Annotated in this window: 17 protein-coding genes and 3 pseudogenes; 18 read left to right on the forward strand and 2 right to left on the reverse strand. The window is 36.6% G+C overall.

Going from position 1 to position 15,073, the window contains the following annotated elements:
- The first annotated feature begins 438 nt into the window (after positions 1–438).
- From ANG_RS01310 to ANG_RS01370, 14 genes and pseudogenes are all read left to right on the forward strand, one after another.
- Complete coding sequence (locus ANG_RS01310) at positions 439–669, forward strand: hypothetical protein (protein ID WP_003034793.1); 231 nt, start codon at positions 439–441, stop codon at positions 667–669.
- 142 nt (positions 670–811) lie between these two features.
- Complete coding sequence (locus tag ANG_RS11285) at positions 812–1,342, forward strand: serine integrase family protein (protein ID WP_003034765.1); 531 nt, start codon at positions 812–814, stop codon at positions 1,340–1,342.
- 5 nt (positions 1,343–1,347) lie between these two features.
- Positions 1,348–2,286, forward strand: a complete 939-nt coding sequence (locus tag ANG_RS11290; protein ID WP_231847315.1) for a recombinase zinc beta ribbon domain-containing protein — start codon at positions 1,348–1,350, stop codon at positions 2,284–2,286.
- Between the two features lie 30 nt (positions 2,287–2,316).
- A complete protein-coding gene (locus ANG_RS11295; protein ID WP_025271572.1) occupies positions 2,317–2,757 on the forward strand; it encodes a recombinase family protein in 441 nt (146 codons plus the stop codon).
- Positions 2,754–3,149: pseudogene (locus ANG_RS11595) on the forward strand (recombinase family protein); the annotation flags it as partial. The gene ANG_RS11295 and the pseudogene ANG_RS11595, both read left to right, overlap by 4 nt.
- A gap of 110 nt (positions 3,150–3,259) precedes the next feature.
- Positions 3,260–3,331: pseudogene (locus ANG_RS11600) on the forward strand (hypothetical protein); the annotation flags it as partial.
- Positions 3,332–3,400: 69 nt separating this feature from the next.
- Entirely contained in the window at positions 3,401–3,871 is a 471-nt protein-coding gene (locus ANG_RS11305) for a hypothetical protein (RefSeq protein WP_003034776.1), read from the forward strand.
- Position 3,872: 1 nt separating this feature from the next.
- A complete protein-coding gene (locus ANG_RS01340) occupies positions 3,873–4,835 on the forward strand; it encodes a recombinase family protein (protein ID WP_003034750.1) in 963 nt (320 codons plus the stop codon).
- 90 nt (positions 4,836–4,925) lie between these two features.
- Positions 4,926–5,213: a hypothetical protein gene (locus ANG_RS11240; RefSeq protein WP_006269150.1), complete on the forward strand. Its 288-nt coding sequence runs from the start codon at positions 4,926–4,928 to the stop codon at positions 5,211–5,213.
- A 15-nt stretch (positions 5,214–5,228) separates the two neighbouring features.
- Positions 5,229–5,423 carry a hypothetical protein gene (locus ANG_RS01350; RefSeq protein WP_003034847.1) on the forward strand — a complete coding sequence of 65 codons (195 nt, stop codon included), beginning with the start codon at positions 5,229–5,231 and terminating at the stop codon, positions 5,421–5,423.
- A complete protein-coding gene (locus ANG_RS11670) occupies positions 5,404–5,781 on the forward strand; it encodes an ORF6N domain-containing protein (RefSeq protein WP_003034809.1) in 378 nt (125 codons plus the stop codon). The genes ANG_RS01350 and ANG_RS11670 overlap by 20 nt, the downstream gene beginning before the upstream one ends.
- A 4-nt stretch (positions 5,782–5,785) precedes the next feature.
- Positions 5,786–6,316, forward strand: a complete 531-nt coding sequence (locus tag ANG_RS11675; protein WP_025271573.1) for a hypothetical protein — start codon at positions 5,786–5,788, stop codon at positions 6,314–6,316.
- 246 nt (positions 6,317–6,562) lie between these two features.
- Positions 6,563–7,249, forward strand: a complete 687-nt coding sequence (locus ANG_RS01365) for a response regulator transcription factor (RefSeq protein ID WP_003034816.1) — start codon at positions 6,563–6,565, stop codon at positions 7,247–7,249.
- 1 nt (position 7,250) lies between these two features.
- The gene (locus tag ANG_RS01370; protein ID WP_025271574.1) at positions 7,251–8,282 is read left to right on the forward strand and encodes a sensor histidine kinase; all 1,032 of its coding nucleotides are present in this window, start codon (positions 7,251–7,253) and stop codon (positions 8,280–8,282) included.
- A 61-nt stretch (positions 8,283–8,343) separates the two neighbouring features.
- On the opposite strand, the gene ANG_RS11310 is transcribed toward ANG_RS01370, so the two are convergent.
- Complete coding sequence (locus tag ANG_RS11310) at positions 8,344–8,700, reverse strand: SIS domain-containing protein (RefSeq protein ID WP_231847289.1); 357 nt, start codon at positions 8,698–8,700, stop codon at positions 8,344–8,346.
- A gap of 246 nt (positions 8,701–8,946) precedes the next feature.
- A pseudogene (locus ANG_RS11640) lies at positions 8,947–9,003 on the reverse strand (hypothetical protein); the annotation flags it as partial.
- A 258-nt stretch (positions 9,004–9,261) separates the two neighbouring features.
- On the opposite strand from ANG_RS11640, the gene ANG_RS01380 reads away from it, so the two are divergent.
- The 4 genes from ANG_RS01380 to ANG_RS01395 all read left to right on the forward strand — a co-directional run bounded on the left by ANG_RS01380 (position 9,262) and on the right by ANG_RS01395 (position 15,071).
- Positions 9,262–10,956, forward strand: a complete 1,695-nt coding sequence (locus ANG_RS01380; protein WP_003071360.1) for a PTS transporter subunit EIIC — start codon at positions 9,262–9,264, stop codon at positions 10,954–10,956.
- A gap of 2 nt (positions 10,957–10,958) precedes the next feature.
- The gene (locus ANG_RS01385) at positions 10,959–11,741 is read left to right on the forward strand and encodes a Cof-type HAD-IIB family hydrolase (RefSeq protein WP_020999871.1); all 783 of its coding nucleotides are present in this window, start codon (positions 10,959–10,961) and stop codon (positions 11,739–11,741) included.
- 80 nt (positions 11,742–11,821) lie between these two features.
- Positions 11,822–14,467, forward strand: coding sequence for a DNA polymerase I (gene polA / locus ANG_RS01390; protein ID WP_020999870.1), 2,646 nt, complete (start codon positions 11,822–11,824; stop codon positions 14,465–14,467).
- A 166-nt stretch (positions 14,468–14,633) separates the two neighbouring features.
- The gene (locus tag ANG_RS01395) at positions 14,634–15,071 is read left to right on the forward strand and encodes a CoA-binding protein (RefSeq protein WP_003034829.1); all 438 of its coding nucleotides are present in this window, start codon (positions 14,634–14,636) and stop codon (positions 15,069–15,071) included.
- Positions 15,072–15,073 lie beyond the last annotated feature (2 nt).

Consider the following 15,073-nt stretch of genomic DNA (forward strand, 5'->3'; position numbering starts at 1 on the left):
CCTTTATAAAGTGAAGGGAGATCTGCCCGCTTTAATTTGTGGAAAACAGGAATTGTAAATTCAAGGTATTTGAAAGGCAATCTCTCTTAGAACCATTAGGTAATTGTTCTTTGACAACTGAATAGACCAAGACGGGACTTTTAATTATTTAGTGAGCGAAAGAAAATTTACGCCATAACTTTCCTGCGAAGAAATTCGGTTTAAATGAATACTGTCAAAGACAAGGATAGAAGGAAACGAGCGACAAATAATTTTTTAAAAAATAAAGGACAAGGATAACTTTGTGAGCCATGACCTAAGTAATGATAATGATACTTCTTTAGTGAAAGCCGGCTCATCTTAACAGGGGCGGTGGTGAGATTCCAATGTTGCTGATCCTAAGCACCCGTCAATGTCATGAAACTTTAAAGAGAAAACAACGAAGAAAGGAGTTTTCTAATGGATTTGATAGAAATGATAAAATTAAAAAATATATCAGTGGAAGACATAGATAGAAATATCGTTCCAGATATTGAAGATATAAAAAAGAAAAAGGATATTATTCCAATACCAATGTATTTTATGAAAGTAGGAAATATCATTGCAAAATGCAGTTATGCAGAAAACGGAAGAAGTTTAGAGGATTGTTTTTTATCTTATTTGAAGAAGAAAGCAATGTTACTTGATTAAAAATATGATAAATAGGGGCTGACTTTTATTTTTGAATATGGTATAATATTTAACAAATAGGGCTACAATTTAATATGTGCCGAGGACTCCAAGTTATCATATTTTTCTTTTGAAAAATGATGAATAATTTGGAGGTTTTGTTATGTCTAAAAATAATTTAGAGGCAAATAATTTTAAGGTCGCTATGTACCTTAGATTATCCCAGGATGATGAAAAATATGATAAAGGCTTTAAGGTGGAAAGCAACAGCATTTCCAATCAGAGACTGCAAATCAAAGATTATATTGATAGTGGAAGATATTTACAAAGAGTATTTCCATCTCTTGAAGTGAGGTTTATTGCCTTAAATGACAATTATGACAGTTTTACAGTCAATGAAACAGAAAAGAATTTAGTTATTCCTTTTAAAAACTTTATTAACGATAACTACTGTAGAGATACATCTGCAAAGGTAAGAAGTGTTTGTAAAGCAAAGAGAAAGCAAGGACAGTTTATATCAAATTATACTCCTTATGGCTATGAAAAAGATAAAGAATATAGGCACAAAATTGTAATAGATAAAGAGGTAGAGTATGTGGTGCAAAAAATCTTTTCTATGAAACTTGAGAGATATAGTTCTTATTCCATTGCAAAGCATCTTAATGAAAATGGGATACGGAACATAAAAAGGTAAAAGGCATCAAATACAAGACGGGCTTTAACACAAAAGTTGTTACAAAATGGGATACACCTGCGGTTAATCGTATTTTAACCAATGAAATATATATTGGTACATTGCAACAAGGAAAAAGAGAAAAAATAAATTATAAGCTGGATAAGGTTATATCTAAAGCCAAAAGCGATTGGATTGAGATTGAAGATAACCATGAGGCAATTATTGATATCCATGATTTTGAGATTGTACAAAAACTTTTAAGGTGCGATATAAAGGCAAGAAATATAGGTGAAAAGGCAGATATATTTTCCGGACTTTTGTTTTGTAAGGATTGTAATTCGCAAATGACAAAGAAGATGGATAGGAGAGGAAAGAAGTCTGCAACCTACTATATTTGCTCTATGTATAACAAAGGAAAGTCATGCAGCAGACACTCTATCAAGCAGGAAGAATTGAAAAAGACGGTTCTTGAAACCATTCGCCACTATATAAATTCACTTGGAAAATACGAAGTTATTTTTGAAAAAATAAGAGAAATGGAAATCTCTTATGAATTATTCAAGAAAATAGATAAAAGGCAAGAATATATAAAGAAAAGTAAGGCGAAATTTGAGCTTTTAAAATCATCATTGTTTCAGGATTTAAAAGAGGGGCTTATTTCTGAGGAAGAGTTTTACGATATGAGAGAGTTTTATACCAATCGTATTGTAGAAAGCGAGCTGATTTTAGAAAGACAGGATAAAGAAATCGCGTGGCTGTATAAAAAGAGTATAGGCAATCAGAACTTTATCTCAGAAATAAAGAAGTACAGGAACATAAGCGTTTTAGAAAGAGGGCTTCTCGTAAGACTAATAGATAAAATCTATGTATTGGAAGATCAAAGGATAGAAATTCATTTTAACTATGATGAAACTTTAGATATATTCGATAAATTAAATAGCTACCAACTTCAAACACTTTAAATCCAAAAGGGAATCAGGGAGGTGGTGTAGATGGCAAGAACTGCAAACAGAAGAATATCAGCAGCAAAAAATAAAGTAATGTTAGAACCATTAAATGGCTTTCAAACAGCTATTTATACCAGAATCTCAAGAGATAAGAAAGAGAAATCGAGCGATTCTATTGAAAATCAGATTGCTCTTTGTGAAGGGTATATCCAAAAGAATGATGAGCTTAGCTTGACTGACATATATAAATATGTTCCGAAAACCGGAACAAATTTTGAAAGACCAGACTTTGATAAACTGATAGAGAAAATAAGGCAGGGGAACATTGAGTGTATTGTTGTAAAGGATTTATCTCGTTTTGGAAGAAACTATATTGAGCTTGGAAATTTTATGGAGAAGATATTTCAAAGAAAGTATCTACATCTAATCAAATACGAATTAAGCAGGGTGGATTTATCTGTGGGGCAGCACCTTATGGGTATATGACACGAAAAGACGGGAATGGAATAAGAAGATTATATGTAGATGAAAATACAGCACCTATTGTTAAGGAAATTTTTGAATCGTACTTAAAAGGGCTTAGTACACTTGAAATTTCAAAGTTGCTACATGAAAGAAAATTCTATGTTGCTACGGATTATCGCAAGTATGGGAAAGTCATAGCAGATAGTGATGAGCCTGTTAGAATTTGGAATCCAACTACGGTTTTACAAGTGCTTAAAAATCGTGTTTATACAGGAACTTTAATTCAAGGAAGAAATCAAAAACATCTATATGAAGTGAGAAAGAGAGAAAGGCTTAGTGAAGAACACTGGACAGTAACTGAAAATGCCCATGAAGCCATTATCTCAATAGATACTTTTGAAAAGGTGCAGATGATGATTTCCTCAAAATCGAGCCCGATTAAAAATAGCAGACAGAAAATGCTCTCCTTAAAGAGGATACGGTATTTCGAGGAAAAGTTTATTGTGGTATTTGCAAGAGAAGAATGTGCGTACACAGGCAACAAAGTGGTAAAAAATCTGTATTTTATTTTAGCTGTAATATATTTAAAGAATTTACAACAGAAAAATGCGGATTATCTATTACAGAAGCTACTCTTGGGAAAACTGTTAAGGGAGCTTTTGATGTGATTCTTTCAAATAACGGTAAAAGCTATAAAGAATACTTAAAGAATTATGAGAAAGTCATAGGAGAACTCGATAGAAAGTGGGATAAGGAACTCACCGAAATCAATCGTAAATATACAAAACTTAGCGGGTTTCAAAGTGAATATTATGAAAAGTATGTTTTGGGAGAATGGACAAAAGAAACTTTTGAAAAAGAGAAAGAAAAGCTCAATCAAAGTAAGAAAGAATTGGAGATTTTTAAGGAAAAGCAAATATCAGCTTATGATGAGGCGAAATTAAAACTTCAGGAACAGCATAAGTATATTGAAGCTTTCATCAAGGGGAAAAACAAGAAATGGGATAAGAATTTTGTAGCTGCCATTATAGGTAAGATATTTATCTGGAAAGATAATAGTATTGAAATCAAGTTTAATTTTGAAGAGAAGTCTGTAGTTAGGGAAAAACTTGGCGGAAAGGTAAAAAGGTGCTGATATGAATACAGTAGATTTTTACTTAAGACTATCTTTAGAAGATGGGGACTACAAAGATGAGAGTAACAGCATTGTTTCTCAAAGAGATATTCTAAAAGACTATATCAGCTTAAGAGAAGAATTTGCAGGAGTTAAAGTAAGAGAACATATAGATGATGGTTATACTGGAACAAACTTTAATCGACCTGCTTTTCAAAAGGTGATAGGTCTTGTTAAGAAAAATGAAATAAAGACAATTCTTGTAAAGGACTTATCTCACTTGGCAAGAGATTATATTGAAGCAGGAGCATATATTGAGCAGATATTTCCTTTTATGCAAGTTCGATTTATTTCTGTTAATGATAATTATGATAGTAATAATAATGAAGATGGGATTGTCGGCTTAGATGTTCCGTTTAGAAACCTTACTCATGATTACTATTCAAAAGACATCTCACAGAAAATGCGTTCCTCTGTAAAAGTGAGACAAGACAAAGGTTATTACTTTGGTTCAAAAGCTCCTTATGGATATGTGAAAGATAAAAAAGACCATCACCATTTGATTGTTGATGAAAAAGCAAGACATATCATTGAAGAAATATTTGAAAGGTATTTAAGTGGAGATAGTATGCTTTCTATCGCAAAAGATTTCAATGAAAGAGAAGTTTTAACACCGGCAAAGTATATTGGACTAAAGAGAGGAAGCGGAATCTGGACAGGACAAATTGTTAGGTATATATTAACACAAAGAGTCTATACAGGGGCAGTTGTTGGAGGAAAAACAAGAGTACAGGAAGTGGGCTTCGATAATCGGAAATGGATAGATGAAAGTGAATGGATTATACGAGAAAATATGTACGAAGCTATCATTTCTAAAGAGAATTTTATCAAAGTTCAGGAATTATTAAATCGCAATGAAAAGCGCATCAGCAGGGAAAGAAAGAATTTTCACATTCTTCAGGATAAAGTCTATTGTGGTAAATGATGCCATCATAAAATGAGCTATACCGTTCATTATGGCAAAACTGATGGATATTGTTGTCCGTATAAATATAAAGCAAAAGATTGTGGCTGTATGAAAGGAAAGATAAAAGCCTCAATTCTTGAAAAAATTGTAGCTGAAGAAATAAGGCTTTATACAGAGCATTTCCTTGAGCAAGAGCAAACGAGAAACATTGAGTGTAGGGTTCGGGAAAGTATTTGTGAAAGTTTGAAGGATAGAAAAAGAAAGTGGGAAGCCGAAAAACAAAAGTTGCAGGTTTCTAAAATGCAGCTTTACGAAAAGTATAAGCAGGGAGTTACAGATAAGGAGACATATCTTTTTCAAAAAGAAGTCTTTACCAAGAAAATCCAAAGTATATAACAGGAAATATCTATCGTGGAAGTTAAGATAAAAGAAAATACAGCTTCAGGGCATAACTTAAACGTTGATAAATTGAAAGAAGATGTATCAAAAGGAGAGCTTGTTTTAGACTGGATCAATGAAGTCATAGAAAAGATATATATCTATGACAAGGATGATTTTGAGATAGTCTGGAAAATCAAAGAAAGTGATGGAGTGGATAAAAAATAAAGATGAAATGATGATTGTAAATCAAGAGTTTCTTGCAAGTAGAATTTATACAATCAGAGGTCAAAAGGTTATGATTGACTTTGAACTTGCAGAAATTTACGGGTATGAAACAAAAAGGTTCAATGAGCAAGTTAAGAATAATATTGAGAAATTTGATGATGATTTCAGATTTCAACTCACAAAAGATGAATGGGAATTTTTGAGGTCGAAATTTTCGACCTCAAAACCTGAAGCCGGCTCCGGAGGAAGAAGGTATTTACCTTTTGCCTTTACAGAACAAGGGATTTATATGTTAATGACAGTTCTCAAAGGGGAGCTTGCAGTAAAACAAAGTAAAGCTCTTATCTGGACTTTTTAAGCAAATGAAAGACTATATTTTTGGAAATCAAACTTTGATAGGGAAAAGAGAATTTTTACAACTTTCAATGCAGATTACAAGCAATATTGTAGAAATGCAGGATTTAAGAAGAGATTTAAGTGATGTAGAAGAAAAGGTTGCGAATGTAGTGGATACTTTAAGTAATGTTGTTTATAAATCGGAGCTATCTGAGTTACTTCTTGACTTGAGTAATCCTCAGCTAAAATCTGGATTTTTACTGTTAAACGGACAGCCTGTTGAGGCAAATATAGCTTATAAAGATATTTATAGCATAGCGAAAAAGAGCAGTTATATTGTAGATAACTATATCGGAGTAAAAACCTTGGTGCTATTAAAGGAAATAAATCTATCAGTGAAAATTATCATATTTAGCGACAATACAGGTAAAGGACTTCATACTCTTGAATACCAAGATTTTTGCAGAGAATATCCTTATGTAAGTATTAAGTTTCAAAAGTCCGGTAAGGTATTTCACGATAGATACATTATCATTGACTGGAATACAGATAGTTAAAGAATATATCATTGTGGAGCCTCATCTAAAGATGCGGGTCAAAAAATCACAAGCATATTGGAAGTTGCCGATCAAATGATTTATACGGATTTAATAAATAAGCTTTTGAAAAATCCTATATTAAAGTTAAAATAGGGTAGATATTTAATTGATTGGAAATTGGGGAAAAGATGTATCCAATACTTGACACAAGGGTGTTATACTTTTTCATGGTATAACACTATTTTTCACAGTAGAGGTAAGGATATGACAAAGAGAATTTTGTTAGTAGATGATGAAGTAGAGATTACCGAGATTAACAAGCGTTATTTAACACAGGCAGGTTATGAAGTCAATGTGGCGCATGATGGACAAGAAGCTTTAGAGTTGTTTCAGAAATATTCAATTGATTTGATAATTACAGATATTATGATGCCTAATATGGATGGCTATGATCTGATTGGGGAAGTACAATATCTTGCTCCAGACCAGCCTTTCCTTTTTATCACGGCTAAAACATCTGAGCCAGATAAGATTTATTCTCTCAGTATGGGGGCAGATGATTTCATCACCAAACCTTTTAGCCCGCGGGAATTGGTGTTGCGAGTCAATAATATCCTACGTCGCATTCACCGTAGTATGGGAATGGAAGAAACACTGCAGCTGGGTGATCTGGTGATGAATCACGAAACGCGCGAAGTAAGTGTTCATGATCGTCCGCTAGATATCACCATCAAATCGTTTGAGTTGCTATGGATTCTTGCTAATAATCCTCAACGTGTTTTTTCTAAAACAGAGCTTTATGAAAAGGTGTGGCAAGAGGACTTTGTGGATGACACAAATACGCTCAATGTTCATATCCATGCTTTGCGGCAGGATTTAGCGAAGTATAGTACTGAAAAAACGCCCACTATTAAGACTGTTTGGGGGTTGGGCTATAAGATAGAGGTGTAAAATGAAATTAAAGCACTTTATTATTGTGGGTTACCTCATTTCCACAACGATCACGGTTGTTGCAATCATCTGGTCTGTCAACACCATGCTGATTTCAAAAAGTGATATTTATTTTATTATTGGTATTAGCATTCTGGCTAGTATTACAGGGGCATTGGTTAGCCTTTTGCTGTTGAGCCGTGTCTTTCTCTCTTTGGATAAATTAAAACAACTCATAAAAGGAATCTCTGACAAGAAGTTTGAAACGGTCAATACAATTAAAAATCCAACAGAATTTAAAGAGCTGGCAGATGCCTTTAATAATATGTCAAGAAACTTGCAAAGTACCTTTACTTCGTTGGAAGAAAGTGAAAAAGAAAAAGGCTTGATGATTGCTCAGCTCTCACACGATATTAAAACGCCTTTAACATCCATTCAGGCAACTGTCGAAGGAATGTTGGATGGTGTGATTGCGGCAGATGAGCAGCAGTATTATCTCAAAACCATCAGTCGGCAGACCGATCGGTTGAATAAGCTGGTCGAGGAGCTAAGTTTTATCACTCTGAATACGATGAATCAGCCAGATGTACCGCTTGAAAAAGAAGAAATTTTCCTTGATAAGCTCTTGATTGATATTATGTCGGAGTTCCAATTGGTGATTGATAAAGAAGACCGAGATATTCAGATTTCGGTGCAGCCAGAATCAGCAAAAATTATCAGCAACTATGATAAACTCTCGCGGATTATTCTCAATCTTGTCAGCAATGCTTTTAAGTATTCAGAAGCAGGCACTAAGCTTACTATTGATGCAGCGGTTGACAATAAGCGCTTGACTTTAACGGTGGCAGATGAAGGTCAGGGCATTAAGTCAGAGGATTTGGAGAAAATATTTAAACGACTTTATCGGGTAGAATCTTCTCGCAATATGAAAACTGGCGGGCACGGTCTAGGGCTCTATATTGCACGTGAATTGGCACGCCAATTGGGTGGTGATATTTTCGTGCAAAGTGAGTATGGACAAGGTAGTAGTTTTTCGCTTGTATTAGATTTATAAAATGAAAGTGAGATAGACTAGAAAAATGAACATTTCCGGTTTATCTCACTCTTTGTTTTTATTAGTTTGTTTGTTGCTCAGCTAGAATGACTTCAAAGAGAAGATTTCCAACTAAATTGAACATTAAACGCGAACGCAATTTTTCGCGTTTTTTTGGTGCATCATAGACAAAAATCATGTGATCGCTGATTTTAGCGAGAAGATGGTTTCCTAAAGTGGTGATTGTAAGAACAGTTGCCCCTTGTTCTTTTGCCTGTAAAATACTGTGGTTGACGTCTTTATTGCTGCCACCGAGTGAAAAGACGATAATCACATCTTTTGGTGTAGCAATGTCTTTAATCCGGTCAATGCTGTATTGCTCAAAGTAATCATTGGACCAAATATTGATAAGTTTGAGTTTTCGGTTAAAATCGCTCATAGGCATGTAACTAGATCCTACTCCGATGCAGAAGATCCTTCTAGCTGAAAGAATTTTAGCTGCAAAAATCTGAAAATCTTGTTCAGACAACATGGATACGGTATGTTCAAATTCGACTTGTACCTGTTCTTTTAATTGCTCAAAAGAAGTTCGTTCAGACTTGGCTTGCTCTTTTTTTAGTTCTTTTGATAAGCGTAAATCATAGCGTAATTCATTATAAGTTTGATAGCCTAATTTTTTACAAGCACGAATGACAGTGGAAGAGGAAATAAAAAGTTCGTTTGCAATGGTCTTTAATGTGATTGTCTCTACTTCTTTCTAACGCATGAGGTAGTCAATGACTTCCTGCTCATTTACAGACAATCGATCATAGTGTTGTTTTAAATTTTTTAGAAACATAAAGCCTCTTTTCTAAAACCTTGTTTTTAGAAAAACGTTTTCTACTTAGTAAAATTTTACCGAAATAGTCAAAATTATGCAAGATAGAAACTTCTTTCTAAAAAAACGTTTTCACGTTTATTTTTGTTAAAATGAAAACAGAAAAATACAAGGAGCAAAAAAATGAAAGAGAAGAATAAATTTATCTCTGCCTTTGAGCAATTTGGACGCTCATTCTTACTCCCTGTTTCGGTACTGCCCGGTGCAGGGATTATTCAAGGTATTGGTACAGCTTTTACCAATGAAAACACACTCAAGATGTTCCCATTTTTGAACAATGCAGTTTTTCAATTTGTCATGAAATTTTTCATTGCGCTTGGTGGTACAGCTTTTAGCAACTTGCCTGTTATTTTTGCAGTCGGAGTTTCAGTTGGTCTTGCAAAACGGGAAAAAGGGTCGGCAGCTTTATCTGGTTTGTTAGGTTTTCTTGTTTTGCACAATGTTTTGAATTTCTTGTTGAAAATCAGTGGAAGGCTAGTCAATACTGCTAACTTATCAAGCGGTGCAGCCAAACTTGCCCTATCAAATGCCATGCAGACAAAGGTTCTAGGGATTCAAACCATGGATCTCAGTGTGTTTGGAGGGATTATCGTTGGGGTTTCTGTTTACTTCATTCACAAGTGGGCTGTGAAACAAGAATTGCCAACCATGATTGGTTTCTTCAGTGGACCTCGTTTCGTACCAATTGTCACTATGGTGGCGATGTCCTTTGTAGCCGTTGCAATCTTCTTTATTTGGCCGACTATTCAAGCAGGCATTAGCGCAGTGTCTATCCTCGTTTTGAAGTCAGGCCCGATTGGCACTTTCTTATATGGATTGATTGAGCGGGCTCTCTTGCCATTTGGTTTGCACCATGGTCTCAACTGGCCGGTCCGTACGACAGAGCTTGGTGGCTCATGGACAATTGGTGGGAACCATGTCGTCGGTACGGTTAATGCCTACCTTGCTTCTTTAGCGGATTCTTCGATCAAGTCTATTGACCCATCAATCACACGTTTCAATGGCGGTAAATTTGTTTACTTCATGTTCGGTCTTTCTGGTGCTGCTTATGCTATGTACAAGACAGCTTCTCCAGAAAAACGTAAAGTAGCAGGTTCCCTTCTCTTTGCAGCAGCCGGAACTTCATTCTTGACTGGTATTACAGAGCCAATCGAATTTACTTTCCTTTTTGTGGCACCAATGCTTTACGCTGTGCACGCTGTTTTGGCAGGTTCTGCTTTGTTTGTTATGCACATGCTGGGTGCTGGTGTAGCAACTCCTACCGGACATGGTTTCATTAACCTTGTAATCTACGGTGTGTTGCAAGGACCTAAAACGCACTGGTGGCTCGTTTTCTTAGTAGGTATCCCTTATTTCTTCCTTTATTACTATGTCTTTAAATTTATGATTTTGAAATTCAACTTTAAGACTCCAGGTCGAGAAGATACGGATGAAGTCAAGTTGGCAAGTAAGCAAGAAGCGCGTGGTAAATATGGCTTGAAGATTCAAAATGTCGGTCAAGCAGCTCCACAGGATACAGCACCTACTCCAGAAAAATCTGAAGGGAAAGAACTTAGCAAGCAAGAAAAAACGCACCAACAGGCTCTCGGTTTGATTGCAGCCCACGGTGGTCCGGAAAATATTGTTGATGTCAATGCTTGTATCACTCGTTTGCGGATTGATGTCAAGGACAAATCATTAGTGGATAAGGATACGATTGTCAACCAATATGAAGCGCTTGGTTTTGCTGAAAATGGCATGCAAATGCAATCTATCTATGGCGCTTATGCCAATGTTCTCAAAATGGAAATCCAAGACATTCTAGGTTTAGAGGAATAGCCATGGCACATAAGATTTTATGTGTAACAGATTTAGACGGAACTTTTGTGAAAAATTCTGTTGATGTTAATTCAGTAGACTGGCAAGCTTATCAAAAGTTGACACGTTACAGTGACTTCGCTATTGCTACGGGTCGTTCTGTCAAGGAAATCAACTACATTACGCAACGTAATCAGCTTCATTTAAGCTATGCAATCGGCTTTAATGGCGCCATGATTGCTGAAAATGGGAATATATTATTTTCTCAAAAGTTGGCATCAGTAGATGTACAGGCCTTGTTAGACTACCTCAAAAAAGAAAAACTCGTTTTTGATGCACTTGATGGCGAAGAGAGAATTGGCAACTTTGACCATGAGGACAATCGGCGTTTGTGGAATATGCCCATTCTTTGCTTGGAAAATCCTTATGATCTGGTTCGGCAACGTCAGATTTACAAGTTTAACATTCGTCCAGAAGCAGCAAAAACGTCTGTCTATGTAAAAGAATTAAAAGAACATTTTCCCCACTTAGAAGTCTATCAATCAGGGAGCACTCGCATAGAAGTGACTACGAAAGATGTTTCAAAAGGTAGTGGTTTACAACTTTTGAAAAAGCATTATCAACTAGTTGTGGCATTTGGCGACTCTGGAAATGACATCTCGATGTTTGAAAAATCCGATATTTCCTATTGTATGACACATGCCCCTGCCACTGTCCAGGCAGCTGCTTCCTATGTTGTCGACAGCTTTGCAGATGCTATCAAGCATTTGGAGAAGTTATTGTATCAAAATAGTATAAAGGCTTAAGAAAATTCTCTTAGGCTTTTTAGATATTGCTATTATTCTTAATCAGAAAATTTCTTTGGTTTCATGGTATAATAAATAATATGGAAAATAAGAATAAATTACTGTTAATTGATGGCTCTTCTGTAGCTTATCGTGCTTTTTTCGCACTTTACAATCAAATTGATCGATTCAAGAGTCCGTCCGGACTTCATACCAATGCTATTTATGGCTTTCACCTTATGCTCAATCATTTAATGGAGCGGGTGCAGCCGACTCATATCTTGGTGGCATTTGATGCGGGGAAGACCACCTTTCGGACAGAGATGTATGCTGATTATAAAGGTGGTCGAGCTAAAACGCCGGAGGAATTTCGTGAGCAACTTCCTTTTATCCGAGAAATGCTGGATAAGTTAGGTATTCGCTATTACGACTTGGATCAGTATGAAGCTGATGATATTATTGGAACTCTGGATAAAATGGCTGAAAACACGCCTGTACCCTACGATGTGACGATCGTGAGTGGAGACAAGGATCTAATCCAGCTGACCGATGACAATACAATTGTGGAAATTTCCAAAAAGGGTGTGGCAGAATTTGAGGAATTTACACCAGCCTATCTAATGGAAAAAATGGGAATTACACCAGCCCAGATCATTGATCTCAAAGCTCTTATGGGCGATTCCTCAGATAATATACCTGGCGTGACTAAAATCGGCGAAAAAACAGGGCTCAAGCTTCTTTTGGAATATGGTTCTCTGGAAGGCATTTATAACAGCATTGACCAAATGAAGCAGTCTAAGATGAAGGAAAATCTCATTAAGGATAAGGAAATAGCTTTCTTGTCTAGAAAGCTTGTCACTATTGACACTCAAGCTCCGATTGAAATCGGTTTAGAAGATATTCTCTATCAAGGATCAGATATTAAACAACTAGGTAGATTCTATGATGAAATGGGCTTTAAACAATTTAAGCAAGCGCTAGAAGCAGAGATAGAGCCAGAGGAAACGACGGACATTACTTTTAAAGAAGTGACGGAAGTTTGTCCAGAAATGCTCAGTGCAGACGGTTTTTTCTACTTTGAAATGTTGGGGGACAATTACCACATAGACGAGATGGTTGGCTTTGCTTGGGGAAATTCACAGCAGATTTATGCCAGTCAGGACATCAGTCTTTTGCAGCAGCCGGTTTTCAAAGAATTTCTGGAAAATACAGCCTTGAAGGTTTATGACTTTAAACGCTCTAAAGTCTTGCTCAGTCGCTTAGGCATTGAGCTTTCGCAACCAGCGTTTGACAGTCGTTTAGCTAAGTATCTTCTTTCAACTGTTGACAACAATGAAATTGCAACGATTGCTAATCTTTATGGCAAGACTAGACTCGTTGAAGATGAAGTGGTTTATGGAAAAGGAGCTAAGCGGGCGTTGCCTGAAAAAGCTATTTTATTGAGCCATCTAGCCAAAAAAGTCACAGTTCTTGTTGAAACAGAACAACCTATGACGGACTTGCTACGTCAGCACGATCAACTTAATCTCCTGTACGAAATGGAGCAGCCGCTAGCTTTTGTCCTTGCTAAGATGGAAATTGCTGGTATCAAGGTAGAGCGCGAAACATTGCAAACGATGCAGACTGAAAATGAGGAAGTTTTAGCTCGACTAACTCAGGAAATTTATGACTTAGCAGGGGAAGAGTTTAATATCAATTCACCTAAACAGTTGGGAGGCATTCTCTTTGAAAAACTGGATCTGCCAACATCTTTCACTAAGAAAACCAAAACGGGCTACTCTACGGCAGTAGATGTATTGGAACGTTTGTCACCGATTGCACCGATTGTGGAGAAGATTTTGGACTATCGGCAAATTGCTAAAATTCAATCAACCTATGTTATGGGGCTACAGGATTGGATTTTAGCAGACGGAAAGATTCATACTCGCTATCTTCAAGATTTGACCCAGACAGGAAGACTATCTAGTGTGGATCCCAATCTGCAAAACATTCCAATTCGTTTGGAACAAGGACGCTTAATTCGGAAAGCTTTTGTGCCGGAGTGGAAGGATAGTGTCTTGCTCAGTTCCGACTACTCACAAATTGAGCTGCGGGTTTTGGCGCATATTTCGGGTGATGAATATTTAATTGAAGCATTCAGACATGGAGCTGATATTCACACTTCGACAGCTATGCGGGTTTTTGGTATTGAAAAGCCAGAGGATGTGACACCAAATGATCGCCGTAATGCTAAAGCTGTCAACTTTGGTGTTGTTTACGGGATTTCTGATTTTGGACTTGCCAACAATCTGGGGATTAGCCGTAAAGAAGCTAAATCTTATATTGATACTTATTTTGAACGCTATCCTGGAATTAAGAATTATATGGAAAATGTGGTACGAGAGGCTCGAGATAAAGGCTATGTAGAAACTCTCTTCCACCGTCGTCGGGATATTCCAGATATTAATTCTCGTAATTTCAATGTCCGAGGATTTGCAGAACGAACAGCAATCAATTCGCCCATTCAGGGCAGTGCAGCTGATATTCTCAAAATTGCTATGATTCGGCTGGATCAAGCTCTGACAGATAGGAATTTTAAAACTAGGATGTTGCTGCAAGTTCATGACGAAATTGTGCTGGAAGTACCTGAAAACGAACTAACCGCTATCAAAACGCTGGTCAAAGACATCATGGAATCTGCCATTGAACTTGTTGTACCCTTGAAAGCGGACGAAAGTGCTGGCAAGACCTGGTATGAAGCGAAGTAGAATCAAAAGCACCCCAAAGAACTATATCATTCTGATTTTTTAGCTGTGTTCAGTTCAGATCAGAAACTTTCAAGGCAAAGACATCAACTTTATAAAATATTTGTGTTTCTGGTTCAAAAAGGGACGGTATGGCTCACGATACATGAAAGATTACGGAGAACATTTTATGACCTATCATTTCCAAAATCCCAGCGATGGGGTTATCAAACAGTATTTAAAAAATAGCAAGGTGATTGCGGTTGTTGGCTTGTCGGATCGCGAGGAGGCAACTAGCCATCGTGTATCCAAAGAGATGCAAGAGAGAGGCTATCGGATTATTCCGATTAATCCACGAGCAGCTGGTAGGAAAATTCTAGGCGAGACTGTGTATGCCAGTCTAAAGGACATTCCTTTTTCTATTGACATTGTAGATATTTATCGTCGCAGCGAGTTTTTGCCAGATGTGGCGCGTGATTTTCTGCAAGCGAATGCTACAATTTTCTGGGCACAATTAGGTTTGGAAAATGAAGAAGCGGAGCAGATTCTGCGGGCAGCTGGTCGGGATGATATTGTCATGGATCGCTGTATCAAGCAGGAGCACACCCGTCTAATTTTTGGAGAATAAAT

This window comes from Streptococcus anginosus subsp. whileyi MAS624, from assembly GCF_000478925.1.
Classification (GTDB): domain Bacteria; phylum Bacillota; class Bacilli; order Lactobacillales; family Streptococcaceae; genus Streptococcus; species Streptococcus whileyi.